Genomic DNA, 18381 nt, shown 5'->3' on the forward strand with positions numbered 1-18381 from the left:
ACTAATAGTTACGTGTATCAATACCCCAGAGCAATTTGTTCCTCAAGGTAGTTAAATAACTTTCCTTATTCAAACGGATTAAATTTACACCAAAGTTAGCTTTACGCAAATTAATTTTGACCGTGCGATCAACTGTCTCTGTGCGGGAATCACAGGAAACAAGAAATTTAGAGCTCCTGGCTTCCACTTCAAAAGTTAAGGAAACATTGTCGGGGATAATCAAAGGGCGCACATTGAGGTTATGTGGGGCCACCGGGGTAATGACAAAACTTTCAGAACTAGGAAAAATAATTGGCCCCCCGCAACTTAATGAATAGGCAGTAGATCCAGTGGGAGTTGCCATAATTAAGCCATCTGCCCAATAAGAGTTTACAAACTCATTATTCATATAAGCGTGAATAATCATCATCGCGGAGTTATCACGACGGTGAATAGTGATATCGTTTAAAGCGAAATTCTCGTCGCCAAATAAATTGTTCTCCGACTCCAGGCTTAGCAGACTACGCCGGTCTAAAGTATATTGATTATTTAAAAGCGCTTGAATAGCTAACTTTATTTCTTCTTTTTTAACACTGGCCAGAAAGCCTAACCTACCGAAATTGATTCCGATAACCGGAATTCCAGAGTCCCTAACCAGGGATAAGGTATCAAGCAAAGTGCCATCGCCCCCCAGGCTGAGTAATACATCGGCCTGGCCAACGAGTTCAATGTTATTTGAAAAGGTGAAATAGCCTGCTGGCAGTTTAACCTTGTCGTTAATAAAGTGGTGATATTGGTCGAAAATGATGGTTTGAACCTTGAAATGCTCCAGAACATTAAATACTTCCTGAACATAAGGCAAAACGGTGTTGTTAAACTCCCTACCGTAAATTGCAATTTTCATTTATACGTTTAAGTAATTCATAAAAGAATTAAATCTGTCTTCGGTTCCCTGATCTGTCGCCGTACTGTTAAATACAGCTTTCACCTGGTAATCATAGCGTTCAAAAGAAGCGATAATACCAGACAACTCTGTTTTATTAATTTTTAAAGTAACTTCCAGTTTCGTTGAATCAGGAAAAGACTGCACATAAGAGGATAGGATCTGTGCATTGTCTGCCTCCACAATCTGCGCCATATGCGACAAAGAGTTATTGCGGTTACTAATTTCCAAAACAATAATACCTCCGGGTTCCTTTACCGCAAAAAGATCTGCAGTATAAGCAACCAAGCTTTGTATAGATATAATGCCCAGGTAATTCTTGTTATGATCCAGTACGGGTACCACAGAAAGGCTGAGCTGGCTAAAGAGGCGGATTACATCGTAGACATGTGAATCAGGATAAACAAATGAATTAAGAATGGTTAATGAAAGGCTGCCCAAAAGCTGCTGGCCATCCCGTACTTCTATCAGTTCATCTTCTCCGATTAAACCCAGGTATTGCTGGTCTTCTAATATAGGCAAATGCGAAAGCTTAAAATCGGACAAACGCTCCAGGGCCTGCTGAACGGTGTCAGTAGTCCTCAATGGAGGGATAGTGTTCGATATTAATTCCAATGCATACATTATTTCAGCAGTACTCTATTTAAAAATCTATTCAAGTATTCGTTAAAAATCTCGGGCTGCTCCATCATAGGCGCATGTCCACATTTATCTACCCAGTTCAGTTCAGCGTTGGGTAACAATTCATAAAACTCTTCCGCAACGTCTGGTGGGGTCACTTTATCCTGTTTTCCCCAAATCAACGATACTGGAATCGTAATCCTCGACAGGTCTTTCGACATGTTATGTCGGATTGCCGATTTCGCCATCGCTAAGATCCTGATTACGCGGCTACGTTCGTTTACTGTTTTAAAAACTTCATCCACCAGTTCTTTGGTTGCCGTTGCCGGGTCGTAGAAAGTATCTGCAGTTTTCTCTTTTATGTACTCATAACTTCCACGCTTTGGGAAACTTCCACCAAAAGCGTTCTCATATAAACCAGAGCTGCCTGTTAACACCAATGCTTTCACATTTTCCTGGTGTGCAGCTGTTAAAACCAGCCCGATATGCCCACCAAGGGAGTTTCCAATTAAAACTACCTGATTCTGTTTTTTGAACTTTAAAAACCGGTGTACATATTTAGCTAAACTTTTGACCCCTAATGTCAATAGAGGCAATTCATATATTGGCAAAATTGGTACTAAGACACGATACCGATCTTTAAAGAAATCAATCGTTGCTTCCCAGTTGCTCAATTCACCCATTAAACCATGAAGTAATACCAGTGTTTCACCCTCGCCTGCCTCTATATATTTGTAACCATTGTCTTCTATTACTTCGTATTTCATTTTTTCTTTTTGGATGTGCTACTAAGGTAGTAGACATTAGTTAATTTTTAGGCAGTTTAGCCGCAATTTTTATAAAAAAACGACCAATAACCTTTCAGCACAATTTATGCCAATTGCGATTTTACGATTTCAGCAATAAGTTTACCATCGGCTTTGCCCGCAAGGTCTTTATTGGCAAGACCAACAACTTTACCCATATCTTTCATGGAACTGGCACCTGAATCAGTAATAATTTTGGAAATTACCGCTTCCACTTCACTTCTTTCCAATTGTTTCGGCAGGAAATGCGCAATAACCTCAATTTCTTCTTCTTCAACTACCGCAAGGTCTGCACGGCCCTGCTGGTTATATATATCGGCAGATTCTTTACGCTGTTTAATTAACTTCTGCAAAATCTTCATTTCGGCATCCTCGGTCATTTCCTCCGCAGAGCCTTTTTCAGTTTTCGCTAATAACAATGCGGCTTTTATCGCCCTTAACCCTCTTAATTTCGCTTGGTCCTTTGCAAGCATTGCCTGCTTTATTTCCTGATCTATAGTATTTGATATCATCATTTTATTTTTTATTGGTAATTGTTGCTGTCGCTTGCGCGGTTGGCATAATCACCATGTCATTAATATTTACGTGAGCCGGTCTGCTTACCACAAACCAAATTGCATCGGCTATATCCTGGGCCATTAAAGGGGTTAAACCCTGATAAACCTTTTTCGCCCTATCCTCGTCACCTTTAAAACGGACCAAAGAAAACTCGGTTTCTACCATGCCTGGATTAATAGCGGTTACTTTAATGTTGTGCGGAAGTAAATCAATACGCATACCTTGATTTAACGCATCCACCGCGTGTTTAGTGGCGCAATAAACATTTCCGTTTGGATAAACTTCCTTTCCGGCTATGGAACCAATGTTAATAATGTGTCCGCTTTGCGAAGGAATCATCCAGTTGGAAACAAGCTTTGTTATATAGAGTAAACCTTTAACATTGGTATCGATCATGGTATCCCAATCATCGGTATCGCCCTTGTCTATCGGGTCCAGACCCTGACTTAGTCCGGCATTGTTAACCAGCACATCCACTTTTTTCCATGCTTCAGGTATAGCTTCCAAAATAGCTGTCAGGGCTACTTTCTCTCTTACATCGGCAACAAGTGGCATCACTGTAATACCATAAGTTGTAGCTAAAGTGGTTGATAAGGTTTCCAGACGTTCAGCACGCCTTCCCAAAAGGATCAGCTGGTATCCTTCACGGGCAAACAGATTAGCGCATGCTTCACCAATGCCTGAAGTTGCTCCGGTGATTAATGCAATTTTTGAGGTCATGAGTTAAGAATTTATCATGCAAAAATAAGTCTTTTTAACCGCTAACTTTACTGTATATATAAACTAAATGTAATGTTGCGAAGCATTAATTTATCAATAGGCCTGGAAAAGGCAGTATTTTGTTGTTCCAGCACACTATTAAACGAAGAGGCATATTTCAATTCTGGCGACAACTTAAAGTGCTCAAAATGAAAATCTATGCCCAGACCAGCCTCATAGGAAAAGAAAGCCTTTTTATTTCTTACTAGCTTCTCAAAAGCTACTTTTTCAGCATCCTCACCATTACCAGCAGAATTCAGGTTAATCGAATACTTGCTTCCGGCTAAAAGATACATCGCAAAGTTCTTACGACGGTCTGATCGGAGTTTAACGGCCAAAGGCAAATCTATGAGTGTTGCACGCACCTTTTTCTTAATCTCATAAGCTGGGGGTACAAAACCTCCTGTTTCTTGAAAACGGTAAGTCAACACCCGGTCGTTCAACACGAAAGTAGGACTTAACCGCAGCTCCACCTGCTTATGAACATTGGTTAACAGCGCCAGGCCTACGCCGAAGCCAGGGTTAAGGTCGGCGGTAATGGCATTCAAACCAGTAGTCACCTGTCCTGATTCATCATAAAAAGGCATTTGCCAATCTTTTTGTTTAAAGACCTTGTATTGCGAAGAATAGTATTGCAATGTATAGGCAAATTTAACTCCCTCCTCCTCATGGTCCCAGCCCCAATGCTGTGCCTGGGCAGCAATTCCAGTGAAAAACAGGGCGCAAACAAGGAGGAGCAATTTTCTTATCATTTCTATTTGGTTACTTGATACCAGTATAAATGGAACAAATACCAAATGTCATCGAAACATGCTGGGTGGTTTTAAAACCTACTTTGTCCATTAATGCTGTAAAAGCCTTGCCATCAGGAAAAGCTGCTACAGATTCTGGAAGATAGGTATAAGCCCTGGAATCTTTAGAAAATAATTTTCCAAAAACCGGTAAAATATGTTTGAAGTAAAAATTATAACCCTGTTTTATTGGAAATTTCTGTGGTTTTGAAAACTCAAGGATAACTATTTTACCCTTTGGTTTTAACACCCGATACATATCTGAAAGTCCTTTTTCCAGGTTTTCATAATTACGCACCCCAAAGGCAACCGTTACGGCGTCAAACTGGTTATCACTAAACTGTAGTTTCTCAGAATCCCCGATTTTCACAGTGAAAACACCACCAAGATTACGTTCGTCGATCTTTTTTTGTGCCACTTTCAACATTCCTGCCGAAATATCCACCCCTACAATCTTTGAAGGTTGAAGAATTTTGATGGCTTCAAAGGCAAAGTCGCCCGTACCAGTAGCCACATCCAGTATAGATTGCGGTTTTATGGCTTTAAGCTGTCCAATAGCCTTCTTACGCCATATTATATCGATACCTAAGGAAAGAAAATGGTTTAAAAAGTCGTAAGTTTTAGAAATATTATTAAACATATCCGCTACTTGTTCTTTCTTGGTAGCCGATGCTGATTGGTATGGTGTTATTTTTTCATTCATGGTTGTGCAGCAAAGATAAGTATTGTTGAAAACTAATTTTCTACCTTTGCAAAATGATTATAAAATCAGCAACATTTATTTGTAGTAATACAAAGCTTGCCCCATTACCGGCACCAAATATGCCCGAATACGCATTTATCGGCCGTTCAAACGTTGGTAAGTCTTCCTTAATAAACATGTTGGTCAACCAGCATGGTTTGGCCAAAACATCTCAGAGACCGGGTAAAACCCAGTTAATTAACCATTTTTTAATTAATGAGAAATGGTATATCGTAGATTTACCAGGATACGGTTATGCCAAGGTTTCCAAAAGCAGCCGAGAAAAATGGGAAAAATTCATCCGAAATTACATTACCAAAAGAGAAAGCCTGCAATGTGTATTCGTATTGATAGATAGCCGTTTAGAGCCACAAAAGATCGATATTGAGTTCTGCTGCTGGCTTGGCGAGTGTCAGGTTCCTTTTGCATTGATATTTACCAAAGCTGATAAGCAATCGGCTGTAAAAACAGATCAAAACGTAGCGATGTTCAAAAAGGCCTTATCAGGCTGGTTTGAAGAAATCCCACCTTACGTGGTAACTTCTGCAGAAAAAGGCCAGGGCCGCGATGAGGTATTGAATTTTATTGACGAAGTGAACAAGGATTTCGTCATGCCAGTCTTGCCTCCTAAGGAAAAAGACGCCTCCGAGTATTAGTTAATTCGTCCTAAGCATCAATGAAGAAATATTTTTCACTCGTACTTTTTGCACATTCTATTTTCGCGATGCCTTTTGCCATGATTGGCTTTTTTCTGGGCGTAACCACTACCGACAAACCATTTAACTGGGTGCTATTGTTACTTGTGGTACTTTGCATGGTCTTTGCCCGTAATGCCGCGATGGCTTTTAATCGTTACCTCGATCGTAACATTGATGCTAAAAACCCTCGTACAAGCATGCGCGACATTCCGGCAGGAAAAATCTCCGCATCATCGGCCTTAGGTTTTGTAATCATCAATTGTATATTATTCGTGGTTACCACCGCCTTTATTAATAACCTTTGTTTATATCTCTCGCCCATTGCTTTATTCGTTGTATTATTTTATAGTTACACCAAACGTTTTACCGCATTGTGCCACATGGTATTGGGCCTGGGCCTGGCTCTCGCTCCAATAGGCGCCTATATTGCTGTTACAGGTCAATTTTCTATTGTGCCGGTACTTTATTCTTTTGCCGTGCTTTTCTGGTCAAGTGGTTTTGATATCATCTATGCGCTGCAGGATGATACATTCGACAAAGAAGAAAAATTACACTCCATACCGGCAGCCTTAGGCAGAAAAGGTGCTTTAAACTTATCGGTATTGCTGCATGTATTGTCGGCATTATGTGTAATTGCCACCCTGTTTTTTATTCCCTTTACCTGGATATATTACGTTGGAATTGCTTTTTTTTGTGGCATGTTAGTTTACCAGCATATTTTGGTAAAACCTCACGATATTAGCAAGGTCAACAGGGCCTTTCAAACTACCAATGGTTACGCCTCGGTGGTTTTCGCCCTTTGCTTTTTAATAGACGCATTATTAAGAACTAATTTTTAATTCTACCCCATGATTGACTTAACCATACCTAAAAAGAAAAGGAATTACATTCCTCAAGAACTAGAAATGAAATGGGACAATCTGGCCCCCATCTATGAAGAGTTGCTTGCCCGTCAAATTGATGATGTAAACGCACTGGAAACCTGGTTAAAGGATAAAAGTGAGCTGGAAGCTGCCCTGGAAGAAGATTTCGCCTGGAGGTACATTAAAATGACCTGCGATACCGCAAATGAGCAACTGGTTAAAGATTTCCAGTACTTCGCTACTGAAATTGAGCCAAAAACGGCGCCTTTAAGTAACCAGCTTAATCAGAAATTGGTTGCGAGTGCCTATGTTGAAGAGTTAGATCAGGAAAAATACTTTGTGTACCTGCGTGGCATTAGAAATGCGCTGGAAATATATCGCGAAGAAAACATTGAATTGTTCACTAAACTACAGGTTACCCAACAGCGTTACCAATCGATAACAGGTGCGATGAGCGTGGTGATCAACGATAAAGAATACACACTCGAGCAAGCCGCAAACTTTTTGAAAGATACAAACCGTTCGGTTCGTCAGGAGGCATGGGAGACCATACAACAACGCCGTCTGGTAGACAAAGATGCCTTAAACGTACTCTTTGATGAATTGATCGTGTTGAGAAACCAGGTGGCTTTGAACGCTGGTTTTGAGAATTACCGCGATTATATGTTCCAGGCCATGGGCCGTTTTGACTATAGCCCAAAGGATTGTTATGCCTTCCATGAAGCGGTAGAAAAGGAAATTGTACCTATTTTAAAGGAGCAAGCTGATATGCGTGCCCAGCTTCTGGGGCTCGAAGTCCTTAAACCATGGGACCTGGATGTAAGTACAACTGGTAAGCCCGCTTTAAAACCTTTTAAAAACGGCCAGGAACTAATTGATAAAAGCATAGCCTGCTTCAATGCCATAGACCCTAAACTGGGGCAAATGTTGGCCACCATGAAAGAAAACAATCTTTTTGATGTGGAAAGCCGTAAAGGAAAAGCACCGGGTGGTTATAATTATCCACTGGCCGAATCCGGGGCACCTTTCATTTTCATGAACTCGGCAAACTCCCTAAGAGATTTAACCACCATGGTTCACGAAGGTGGCCATGCCGTTCATACGTTTCTAACAGCTAAATTAGAGCTTAATGATTTTAAACATTGTCCATCTGAAGTAGCCGAACTCGCCTCAATGAGTATGGAACTGATGTCTATGGATCACTGGCACTTGTATTTCGATAACGAAGAGGATTTAATTCGCGCAAAAAAAGAACAGCTGTTTGATGTGTTGAAAACTTTGCCATGGGTAGCGGTGATCGACAAATTTCAACACTGGATATACACCAATGTTGGACACCATGCGGCCGACAGAGAAGAAGCTTTCAAACAGATTTATACTTCTTTTGGTGCAGGTTTCGCCGACTGGGAAGGTCTGGATGCGGAGTTTGCCAATATCTGGCAAAAACAACTGCACCTTTTTGAGGTACCTTTCTACTATATAGAATACGGCATTGCACAGCTGGGTGCCATTGCAATTTGGAAAAATTTCAAAGAAAACCCTCATAAAGCCTTACAACAATACCTTGATGCATTAGCTTTGGGTTACACCAAACCCATTAACGAGATTTATGAAACTGCGGGTATCAAGTTTGATTTTAGTGTAGATTATATCAAAGAGCTGGCTGGATTTGTGAAAAACGAATTAGACAAACTTGGGTAGTATCACTTCAATTATTTATGTTTGATAACTAAAATGAAAAAAATCTAATTTATGCTCCAAAAGTTACTCCGAAAAAAATCAATATCTAAAATACTTGCGGATGCAGAAAAAGGATATGGAGACCACCACCCTTCTTTAAAAAAAACTCTTGGTGTTAGAGATTTAACCGCATTCGGTATCGCCGCTATTATTGGCGCCGGTATTTTCAGCACCATCGGAAAAGCAAGTGCAGATGGCGGTCCGGCAGTAATCTTTCTTTTTATATTTACCGCACTTGCCTGTAGTTTTGCCGCTTTTGCCTATGCAGAATTTGCGTCAATGGTACCCGTAGCCGGTAGTGCATACACCTATTCTTATGTGGCCTTCGGCGAACTTGTTGCCTGGATCATCGGCTGGTCGCTCATCATGGAATATGCCATCGGTAATATTACCGTCGCCATTTCCTGGTCCGATTACTTTACCGGACTGCTCTCCTCCATAAGAATTCCGGCTTTAGACATTAACGGTATACATTTACCAGGCTGGATGACCATGGATTACCTTACCGCATTTAACGGGCATAAACATGCAGAAGCCCTGGTAAATGCCGGTAAAAGCTACGCCAATCTTGATGAGGCCACCCGTATTGCCAATAATGCATGGATGACCGCGCCTAGAATTGGCGACTTTCACGTCGTGGCCGATCTTCCTGCTCTGGGTATTATTATTCTCATTACCTGGCTGGTTTATCGTGGCATGAAAGAATCAAGAAACGCCAGCAATGCAATGGTTATCGTTAAACTGGCGGTTATCTTACTGGTATTATCAGTAGGTATATTTTATGTTGACACCGATAACTGGAATCCTTTTGCGCCAAATGGTGTAAGCGGGGTACTCAAAGGTGTGTCAGCAGTATTCTTTGCTTATATCGGCTTCGATGCCATCTCTACTACTGCCGAAGAGTGCAAAAATCCGCAGCGTGACTTACCAAGGGCCATGATGTGGGCCATTATTATTTGTACCGTATTGTATGTGGCCATAGCCCTCGTATTAACCGGAATGGTTGACTACCGTTTACTTGCAGTAGGTGATCCCCTGGCTTTTGTTTTCGATCAGGTGGACCTTAAGGTGATGAGTGGAATAATTGCCGTAAGTGCTGTTTTCGCCATGGCAAGTGTGCTATTGGTTTTCCAAATGGGACAACCGAGAATCTGGATGAGCATGAGCCGCGACGGCCTTTTGCCTAAATCTTTTTCCAGGATACACCCTAAATACCAAACACCTTCGTTTGCCACCATCGTGGTAGGTTTTGTGGTGGCTGTTCCTTCATTATTTATGAACCTGACCATCGTAACCGACCTTTGTTCCATTGGTACCCTGTTTGCCTTTGTGTTGGTGTGTACAGGTGTATTGGTTCTGCAAAACAGACCCGATATACAGCGTGGGAAATTCCGCATACCTTATGTCAATTCAAAATACGTAATCCCGGTATTATTTGCAGCTTTGCTGGTGCTTGCCTTTACCAAATACAAACCAGAAACCACTAACTTCATCTTTAATACCACCAAAGTATATGATCCAACCAGTTTTGTTACATCCCTGGATGAAACGGAGATGAAAGCTGTACAAGATCAAATTACTGCAGAACATCAGCTAGCAAAAATCACAGCAATCAATACGGATGCAGAAGCATACCTGGGAAGCTTAAGCACCGCTGACTACGAAGATTTTATTGCTAACAGTGCTGTTGATGCCGAAAAAAAATATGATAGTGGATGGAGTTTATTTGCACATAAAATACCCATGTGGATTTTCCTGATCCTATGTGTTGTCATTACTTATTATTGTGTGGTAAAAAACCTCAGCCTGATTCCGGTATTAGGTTTACTTAGTTGTTTATACATGATGTGTGAACTTGGTATTTCAAACTGGGTAGGTTTTGGTATCTGGTTAATTATTGGCCTGGTAGTTTATTTCCTTTACGGTTATAGACACAGTAAACTGAACGCTAATTACCAGGAGAAAATTTAATTACACACCTGAAGTTTTAATAGTCAGAAACCCTGGACCGATGACAAGCGGCTCCAGGGTTTTTGCTAAGGTATCTGTCGTGGTTATTTTATAAAGGGCTTTACAATTGCTAATACCGCGTCGGCTGTTAGTGGCTCATCAAAGGCCTCTGTCGCAGCATTGGAGGAAATACTTCTCGTCGCCCCCATAAGTTGGGTAATGTCAACGCCGCCATGGGTTATATTTTCTTCCCCTGCATAGCTGGCATTTACAACTGCACCAATTCCGGTGTCATTAGCACCTGTAATCCAGGGTTTTTGACCTGAAGCCGCACCACCTCTGGCACGGCGCATTTGCCTCAAATGGGCTGCGTGTCGCGCTTCAACAGAGTGGATGTTCAAAGCGGCTGTCAGCACATCTTTATTGCCCATCAAACCACCTGCCTGACCTTTATAGGCCCTAACGCCAGTATCTTCAAATACTTGTGCAACTGCTAGGAAGGTATCATAATTGCTGAATACATTGGCAAATGTGCCCCCCGCAGTAAAATCAAAGCTGGGCTTAGCCACAGCTCCTGCGCCAATGGCAGTTTTAAGAAATGCAACATGCTGGTTTTCATGATCACGGATCGTTGTGATCGCCGTCAAAGCCGGTCCCGAAGGAATTAATCCGGCACTCGCCAAGCCCATCGTATAAAACTCAGCTTCCAAGTATTCGAGCGTTAAGGCAAAATTCAGAATTCCTTTTACATCACCCGGTGCTTGTGCATAGGCTTTGTTAAAAAAACTACCCAATGCAAAGGGCATTGCAGCCACACTTACCTTTGAACCAAAATTAAGGAACTGTTTTAGTGCCGACCTTCTCGGATTCAAACGATCGTGAATTTCCTGATCCACCGATTCAATGTTATCAATAATATTAAATAAATTCATTTTCGTAGGTTTAGTAAGTAGGTAAATCTTGTGTGTTAAGCTTAGTTTTGATATAAGTGGACGCGATTTTTAGCACTTCAACAGGACTTCTGGAGGTGTCTAATCCGTTTGCACCCACCACTGTATTGTCGGCAAAAGAGCCATTACTAATTAAATCGCGAATCAGTGCGGCATGCCTTGCTTCTACAGATACGATTTTCCCTGCTAAAACAAGGTAGTTTGGATCCATAATTAAACGCCCTGCACCATTGTAGGCTGAAACACCTAAATCTTCAAAAGCTTTTGCGGTTGCCAATACAGCGTCCCTGCTGGAAAAGTTGACCGAAGAAAAATCAACCTCCAATGCCTCAATTGCATTATTGCCAATAGCGGCTTTAAAAAATTCACGGTGTGCGATCTCATGATCGCGGATATCGGTGAGGTAACCCTGCTCCAGTGTAGACATGCCACTATAGGGTGACTCCATTACCTTCGTGTAAAAAGCAGCCTCCAGTTGCTCTAAAGCATAGGCGTAATTTAGCACCGCAATATCGCCGCGGCCAAAATACCCACCAATTCTATCGTGTGGTTCATCATTGTCTTTTTTACATCCAGCCATGGCTAAAGCAGTCACCACTACGCCGGCTCCGGCATACCTTAAAAAGGAGCGTCTTTTAAATACGCCATCCTCGGTGTTTTTCATTATTTTTTCCATTGTTAATTGGGTTATTTGTAGATTGTTACAAATAGATACGATGGTTATCGCTGCCTGGATTACATTTCGTAAAATATTTAAGTTAATTCCCTATATTCGATTACATTTTGCAGGAAAAACAAACCTATACCGAGCCGGAACTGGTCCTCTTATTAAAGGCCAAGGATAGGCGTGCCTATAGCTACCTGTATGACAATTACGCTGCTGCATTATTTAGCGTTGTTATTAAAGTAATTGGAGAAAGGGAAGAAAGTGTGGACGTGCTTCAAGAGGCTTTTATCAAAATCTGGAGAAACATAGGAATGTATGATGCCACGAAAGGCAGACTATTTACCTGGATGCTACAGATTACCCGAAATACGGCTATAGATTTTACCCGTTCTGGACGGGTCAAAAAAGAGAAGCTAACCAATCGGCTGGCGACAGATTCACCCATTGCCGAGCACAATAAATTCTCTTATTTGCCTGTAGACCATTTAGGGCTTTCCAAAGTGATTGATGGTTTAGGGAAAGATGAACAAGTGATTATAGATTTGGCTTATTTTAAAGGGTACACCCAACAGGAAGTTGCAAATCAATTAGCTATACCATTGGGTACGGTGAAAAGCAAAGTAAGAAATGCGCTGATTAAATTAAAGAAAATATTAAAAACGAGTTGAACATACAGGATTACATATCGTCGGGGATTTTAGAAACCTATCTGTTAGGTTTAGCTGGAGAAGAAGAAGCTCGAGAACTGGAACAGCTATGTTTAAAATATCCTGAGGTAAAAGCTGCTTTGGAGGAAGCCGAAAGCATGATGGAAAACTATGCACAGCTACATGCAATTGCACCTCCGGCACCTGCAAAAGAACAAATCTGGTCGGCCATTCAACAGTCTGCTACCGTTGATTCACAGGTTGAAAAGCCTAGCCCCCTACCAGCTAAGCGTTTTAAACTTTCCCATTATATCACCGCAGCTGCTATTCTTGTTATCGTTGCAGGTGTTCCTTACCATATTTACAAAATGAATAAGTATGAGCGGGAAATCTCGATACTCGAAGAAGAGAAGCAGCAAATTCTTGTGGAGAACAAAAACTTCCAGGCGAGAATTAAACAAGCAAGCGACGAGCTTGAACTCCTTTCTTCCGCAGACACTAAAAGTATAAAACTTGCTGGTGTAGCTGGCCACGAAGCCCAACAAGCCAATTTATTTCTCACCAACAAAGGCGGACTGTTTATCAACGCCACTCACTTGGAAACCCTTCCTGACAACCAGCAATACCAACTCTGGGCTATTGTTAAGGGTAAACCTGTAAGCGCCGGATTAATTAATCAACAAGGCGACAGTGTGCTTCAGAAAATGATAAACATTAAAAATGCTGAACTTTACGCCATTACCATAGAGAAACAAGGCGGTAGTGTTGAACCTACGCTCAGCCAAATGGTGGTAGCAGGAAAACCGTAACCCTCGTTTTTTTCAGGATAGGTGTGCAAAACAAAACAGCCTGTGTTAGGTAAATTAACACAGGCTTAGAAGATCTTTTATCGATCTGTTAAGTTCAGGAAGTATATTACACGGGCAATCGGTTAAGTTCGATATCGTCGGGGTTGACAAAGATCAATGGCACTTTTTCCACATTCACATAACTGGAATCCAGTCCAAAACCACTTTCAAGCGAAAGACTGAGTTTGTTCAGCACATAATAATATTCCAGAATAGAACGCTCGTACAGGCTTAACGAAGTAAACTTTGATAAATGTTTCTCTAAGAGCACGAACCTGAAATCGCCGGCAATTTTATGTTTTTTTAACGAGGTGTACTGACTGGTAATATCTACTTCGCCGTTTTTAACGAGCTCTTCCACTACCTTCCTGTACAACAGATTTACTTTCTGTTCCACCCTGAAACCAAGTTTAAAGTCGATACGGATCAATTTACCCGGAATAAGAAATTCTACCTTATAATCGCTGGTATAAGGCTCATCGACCACATCAACGTGAACCAGCCAATAGATGTCGGCACGTTTAGGTTCCTTCTGGATAATTGAATAGATGATTTTTGATTCAATTTCTGTTTTGAAATTAGCACTGGTTAAATAAACCAGTTGTGAAGAATACTTCGGTACAGACTCGTCCTTACTCAATTCTTCAATAATGGAGTAGTAATCGTCTATTTCAACATATTTCACAAAACGGTTTTTAATTTTTCTTGATACGTACCAACTCCACATTACACTAAACAACGCAGCACCAATTAATAGGGTTACGAAGCCACCATGCAAGAATTTAGTCATGTTTCCGGCAAGAAACACCAGTTCTAACAAACCGTAAACCGATACAAATATGGCAATAGCATATTTTGGTACCCTTTTGGTCCACATGTAAACCGCAACTAAAATGGTAGTGGCCAGGAAGGTTAAGTTAATGGCTAAACCATAAGCACCCTCCATGTTTACTGATTTCTTAAAGATGAGAACAATGCCTATACATCCAACACACAACAACCAATTAATGGAAGGGACATAAATCTGCCCTTTTTCATTACTTGGATAATTAATACGAACTTTTGGCCATAAGTTGAGGCGAACAGCCTCAGAAATGAGGGTAAAAGAACCCGTAATCATGGCCTGGCTGGCAATAATGGCGGCAATGGTAGCAAGGGCAACCATTGCTATCAGGTAGGGTTCTGGAACAATTTCGTAAAATGGGTTTAAACCACCATTGTAATCGGGATGTTGTAAAAGCCATACACCCTGCCCCAGGTAGTTGATGATTAACATGGTTTTAACAAAGATCCAACTTACTCTAATGTTGTCTCTGCCGCAATGGCCCATGTCGGAGTAGAGTGCTTCCGCACCTGTGGTACATAGAAAAACGCCCCCTAAAATAAGCAGCGCCTCTGGATTGGTAATTAATAAATGGAAGGCGTAATATGGATTTAAGGCTTTCAAAATACTAAGGTCCTGAAGCACATAGGTGAAGCCCAGTGCACCCAAAATACCGAACCAAAAAAACATGATCGGACCAAATAATTTTCCAACCAAACTGGTTCCAAATTGTTGTATAACAAACAGAAAAACAATGATCCCTATGACGATTGGCGTTACTTGTACCCACGGAAACTTCACCTGTAAACCTTCGATGGCACTGGTTACAGTGATGCTGGGTGTGATGATCCCGTCAGCAAGCATGGCACACCCTCCAAGTATGGCGGGCACCACCAGCCATTTGGCCTTTTTGCGCACCAGTGAATACAGGGAAAAGATACCACCTTCGCCTTTGTTATCGGCCCTCAGCGTAATTAAAACATATTTGACAGTGGTTTGCAGGGTAAGTGTCCAGATGATACAGGATAAGGCACCCAGAACTATTAAAGGCGTAATCGCTTGTCCTGAATGTGCAACTGTATTAAAAATGGCCCTAAGTGTGTATAAGGGGGAGGTACCAATATCACCATATACTATTCCTAAACTAATGAGTAAGCCTCCGGCTGTTAACTTATTAAAACTTTTGTGTTCTGACACGTCCTAGATGGTGATTATTTGAGAATTTTTGTTAAATATTGTTAAATAACATCTTTTAAACAAAATGTTTGATTTTTTTGTTTTTTAATTTATATTTTTGTTCCGAAGCCAATGAAGAAACTATACAAAAAAATGCTTTTCTTATCTATTCTATGCGTCATCTGCATGGGTATATTTGGTAGTGCTCATGTTTTGGCTCAAAATTCTAATCGTGTTTATTATGAAAGTGTCTCCAGAAGCGATAGTAAAACGCCTCAGATAAAGACAAATATACAGCCTTATCGTCCATTGTTAGGCTTTATCCCCTATAATAATTTTCTCGTTAGTCCGGCTAAAGCCACACTGCATAAATCAGAAAAGATTTTAACTGTAGTGAAGGTATTTCCTAATCCAATTGACGACCAGATTAACATTACTTTTAAGTTAGAACGCGAGTCTCTGCTTTCTATTAAAATCATGGATTTATTGGGCAACGAGGTAATTACCTTAGCTAATGAGCGCTTCCCTGCAGGTGAATCGACTAAAAACTACATGATTCCAAACCGCTTAAATAGCGGTATCTATTTCCTTCGCATTGTTTGCGGTGGAGAAACAAATGTAAAACGCATTTCCGTTTTATAGTATTAACTTTTTCTTTCTTACTTTTACGAAAACGTAATTCCAGGCAGAACTGCAAGTTCTCGCATTGGCTTTCGTCCTATGTTTATTGCTAAACAAATGAAACAATGGCCAACGTATGGCAGTTTCATTAACTATAAAACAAGATCTATACATGAAGATTATTGCCATTGGACGCAATTATGCTGCCCACGCTGAAGAATTAAACAATCCGATCCCAACCAGCCCTGTCATTTTTATGAAACCCGATACGGCCGTACTGAAAGACAATAGGCCTTTCTACCTGCCTGATTTTTCTAATGACATCCATTATGAACTGGAAGTAGTACTTAAGGTGAGTAAGGAAGGTAAACACATTCAGGAGAAATTTGCCTCCAACTATTATGAAGAAATTGGATTAGGGATTGATTTCACAGCACGCGATATCCAGAGCCGCCACAAAGAAAAAGGCTTACCCTGGGAACTGGCTAAATCATTTGATAATTCGGCACCAGTGAGCTTGTTCGTACCAAAAACTAAGTTTGAAGACCTGTATCAACTAAACTTCGAACTACAAATTAACCAGCAAAGCAGGCAGAAAGGAAACACTAAAAACCTGCTATTTTCGTTTGAGAAAATAATTGCCTTTGTATCCCAGTACATCACCCTAAAAAAAGGGGATCTCATTTTTACCGGAACACCGGAAGGCGTTGGCCAGATTAAAGCTGGCGACCACCTGGAAGCCTGGCTGGAAGGCGAAAAAATGCTGGACTTTCAAATAAAATAAATCTAATGTTTAAAACGTACACCCTGCTAATTCTCTTTACCTGTTTTTCCTCCCTGGTTAACGCACAACAGATATTTAGCAATTTCAAATACCCACTGGTTAATTTCAGGCAGCCGCTGGACATCCGGCCACCTGCCCTTTCAGGTTCCTTTGGCGAAATAAGGCGTAACCACTTTCATTCTGGGCTAGACTATCGAACCAACCAGCGCGAAGGCTACCCGGTGTATGCTGTCGAAGACGGCTATGTATCGCGCGCAAGGGTGCAGAACAGCGGCTTCGGACAAGCGGTATACATCGATCACCCCAGTGGTTATACGTCCGTATACGGCCACTTGCAGCGCTTTAGTCCAAAGATTGCTAACTATATAGAGGGCTTACAATACGCGAAACAGACTTTCGAGCTCGACGCATTTCCTGAACCAACGGTTTTGCCGGTACATAAGGGAGATATTATAGGTTACTCCGGTAACCGTGGCAGCTCTGGCGGTCCTCATCTGCATTTCGAGATCAGGGATACTAAAACTGAAGCAGCCTTAAACCCACAGCTGTTGGGTCTAAAAGTTGCAGACAATATTCCTCCGGTAATTACCTCCATGTATGTGTACCGGTTAAACCACGAACCATTTGATGAGTTTATACCAAAGCAATATTTCCAGCTGAGTGGTGGTGCAGGCGTTTATAAACTTAAAAATGCAACCCTCATTAACCTGAGTGGTGAGGTTGGCTTCGGCATTACCGTAAACGACAGGCATAACGGTGCCTCGGGTAATAACGGTGTTTATTCTATTCAATTGGAATTCGACGGAAAAGTTGTTTTCACTTCGGCCCTTGAACGGTTCAAGTTTGAAAACAGTAATGCCATTAACTCACATATCGACTATCCTTCATATGTTAAAAGCGGGGCTATTATTCAAAAGAGCTTCGTAGATCCGGGCAACCCTTTGCAAATTTATTATAACCTGGTTAGCAGAGGCCGGATTAACATTACTGACAATGCTTTACACGACGTGAAGTATACGGTAACCGATGCCAGTGGAAACCATACCACCCTGACCTTTAAGGTTCAGGGAAACCCAGGAGCTACTACACCGGTTCGAACAAAACCTGCAGGCATGATATTTCCTTACCAGCAGCAGAATGAGTTCAGTAAAAAAGACCTTAAAGTTGTAATACCGAAAGGAAGTTTATACAACGATTTATTTTTCACTTACGAAGAGAAGCCTAAGCCTGCAACAAATGCATATTCAGCTATACATGTGGTGCTCAATAACCTCACGCCCCTGCATAGCAGTTTTGAATTATGGATTAAAGCAGATTCGGCTTTGTTGCCTTTTAAGGATAAGGCAGTGATAGTAAACACCAACCGCGCGTCGCAAGGTGGATATTTTGAAGATGGTTATGTGAAAGCTAAACCA

At 41.3% G+C, this 18381-nt stretch carries 19 protein-coding genes; 9 read left to right on the top strand and 10 right to left on the bottom strand.

Annotated features, from left to right (window positions below):
• Position 1: 1 nt before the first annotated feature.
• The 7 genes from ACR2F3_RS06200 to ubiE form a co-directional block, all read right to left on the bottom strand.
• A complete protein-coding gene (locus ACR2F3_RS06200) occupies positions 2 to 883 on the bottom strand; it encodes an NAD kinase (RefSeq protein ID WP_432709109.1) in 882 nt (293 codons plus the stop codon).
• Positions 884 to 1546: a CBS domain-containing protein gene (locus ACR2F3_RS06205; protein WP_432709110.1), complete on the bottom strand. Its 663-nt coding sequence runs from the start codon at positions 1544 to 1546 to the stop codon at positions 884 to 886.
• On the bottom strand, positions 1546 to 2310 hold the full coding sequence (locus ACR2F3_RS06210; RefSeq protein WP_432709111.1) for an alpha/beta fold hydrolase: 765 nt from the start codon (positions 2308 to 2310) through the stop codon (positions 1546 to 1548). Before ACR2F3_RS06210 ends, ACR2F3_RS06205 begins: the two co-directional genes overlap by 1 nt.
• A 104-nt stretch (positions 2311 to 2414) precedes the next feature.
• A complete protein-coding gene (locus tag ACR2F3_RS06215; RefSeq protein ID WP_432709127.1) occupies positions 2415 to 2861 on the bottom strand; it encodes a GatB/YqeY domain-containing protein in 447 nt (148 codons plus the stop codon).
• A 4-nt stretch (positions 2862 to 2865) separates the two neighbouring features.
• On the bottom strand, positions 2866 to 3627 hold the full coding sequence (locus ACR2F3_RS06220) for an SDR family NAD(P)-dependent oxidoreductase (protein ID WP_432709112.1): 762 nt from the start codon (positions 3625 to 3627) through the stop codon (positions 2866 to 2868).
• Between the two features lie 47 nt (positions 3628 to 3674).
• Complete coding sequence (locus tag ACR2F3_RS06225; protein WP_432709113.1) at positions 3675 to 4418, bottom strand: outer membrane beta-barrel protein; 744 nt, start codon at positions 4416 to 4418, stop codon at positions 3675 to 3677.
• 10 nt (positions 4419 to 4428) lie between these two features.
• Positions 4429 to 5160, bottom strand: coding sequence for a bifunctional demethylmenaquinone methyltransferase/2-methoxy-6-polyprenyl-1,4-benzoquinol methylase UbiE (gene ubiE, locus ACR2F3_RS06230; RefSeq protein ID WP_432709114.1), 732 nt, complete (start codon positions 5158 to 5160; stop codon positions 4429 to 4431).
• Positions 5161 to 5213: 53 nt separating this feature from the next.
• On the opposite strand from ubiE, the gene yihA reads away from it, so the two are divergent.
• The 4 genes from yihA to ACR2F3_RS06250 are packed head-to-tail and all read left to right on the top strand — an operon-like array spanning position 5214 to position 10471.
• Positions 5214 to 5855, top strand: coding sequence for a ribosome biogenesis GTP-binding protein YihA/YsxC (yihA, locus tag ACR2F3_RS06235; RefSeq protein ID WP_432709115.1), 642 nt, complete (start codon positions 5214 to 5216; stop codon positions 5853 to 5855).
• 20 nt (positions 5856 to 5875) lie between these two features.
• Positions 5876 to 6736 (top strand): UbiA-like polyprenyltransferase, encoded by an 861-nt coding sequence (locus ACR2F3_RS06240; protein ID WP_432709116.1) that lies wholly within the window; start codon positions 5876 to 5878, stop codon positions 6734 to 6736.
• A gap of 9 nt (positions 6737 to 6745) precedes the next feature.
• Positions 6746 to 8461, top strand: a complete 1716-nt coding sequence (locus ACR2F3_RS06245) for a M3 family oligoendopeptidase (protein WP_432709117.1) — start codon at positions 6746 to 6748, stop codon at positions 8459 to 8461.
• A gap of 51 nt (positions 8462 to 8512) precedes the next feature.
• The gene (locus ACR2F3_RS06250; protein ID WP_432709118.1) at positions 8513 to 10471 is read left to right on the top strand and encodes an amino acid permease; all 1959 of its coding nucleotides are present in this window, start codon (positions 8513 to 8515) and stop codon (positions 10469 to 10471) included.
• Between the two features lie 83 nt (positions 10472 to 10554).
• Here ACR2F3_RS06250 and ACR2F3_RS06255 read toward each other — a convergent pair whose 3' ends face one another.
• Positions 10555 to 11382, bottom strand: a complete 828-nt coding sequence (locus tag ACR2F3_RS06255; RefSeq protein ID WP_432709119.1) for a ferritin-like domain-containing protein — start codon at positions 11380 to 11382, stop codon at positions 10555 to 10557.
• Between the two features lie 10 nt (positions 11383 to 11392).
• Complete coding sequence (locus ACR2F3_RS06260; RefSeq protein ID WP_432709120.1) at positions 11393 to 12064, bottom strand: ferritin-like domain-containing protein; 672 nt, start codon at positions 12062 to 12064, stop codon at positions 11393 to 11395.
• Between the two features lie 119 nt (positions 12065 to 12183).
• On the opposite strand from ACR2F3_RS06260, the gene ACR2F3_RS06265 reads away from it, so the two are divergent.
• The gene (locus ACR2F3_RS06265; protein ID WP_432709121.1) at positions 12184 to 12735 is read left to right on the top strand and encodes an RNA polymerase sigma factor; all 552 of its coding nucleotides are present in this window, start codon (positions 12184 to 12186) and stop codon (positions 12733 to 12735) included.
• Positions 12732 to 13523: an anti-sigma factor gene (locus tag ACR2F3_RS06270; RefSeq protein WP_432709122.1), complete on the top strand. Its 792-nt coding sequence runs from the start codon at positions 12732 to 12734 to the stop codon at positions 13521 to 13523. Before ACR2F3_RS06265 ends, ACR2F3_RS06270 begins: the two co-directional genes overlap by 4 nt.
• A 106-nt stretch (positions 13524 to 13629) precedes the next feature.
• On the opposite strand, the gene ACR2F3_RS06275 is transcribed toward ACR2F3_RS06270, so the two are convergent.
• Complete coding sequence (locus tag ACR2F3_RS06275) at positions 13630 to 15582, bottom strand: KUP/HAK/KT family potassium transporter (RefSeq protein ID WP_432709123.1); 1953 nt, start codon at positions 15580 to 15582, stop codon at positions 13630 to 13632.
• A 111-nt stretch (positions 15583 to 15693) separates the two neighbouring features.
• Here ACR2F3_RS06275 and ACR2F3_RS06280 point away from each other — a divergent pair, with 111 nt between their 5' ends.
• The 3 genes from ACR2F3_RS06280 to ACR2F3_RS06290 form a co-directional block, all read left to right on the top strand.
• Positions 15694 to 16203, top strand: a complete 510-nt coding sequence (locus ACR2F3_RS06280) for a T9SS type A sorting domain-containing protein (RefSeq protein ID WP_432709124.1) — start codon at positions 15694 to 15696, stop codon at positions 16201 to 16203.
• Between the two features lie 151 nt (positions 16204 to 16354).
• Positions 16355 to 16966 (top strand): fumarylacetoacetate hydrolase family protein, encoded by a 612-nt coding sequence (locus tag ACR2F3_RS06285; RefSeq protein WP_432709128.1) that lies wholly within the window; start codon positions 16355 to 16357, stop codon positions 16964 to 16966.
• A gap of 5 nt (positions 16967 to 16971) precedes the next feature.
• A partial coding sequence (locus ACR2F3_RS06290) for a M23 family metallopeptidase (RefSeq protein ID WP_432709125.1) occupies positions 16972 to 18381 on the top strand: 1410 nt, incomplete at its 3' end.

The sequence above is a fragment of the Pedobacter sp. genome (assembly GCF_045627485.1).
GTDB lineage: Bacteria > Bacteroidota > Bacteroidia > Sphingobacteriales > Sphingobacteriaceae > Pedobacter.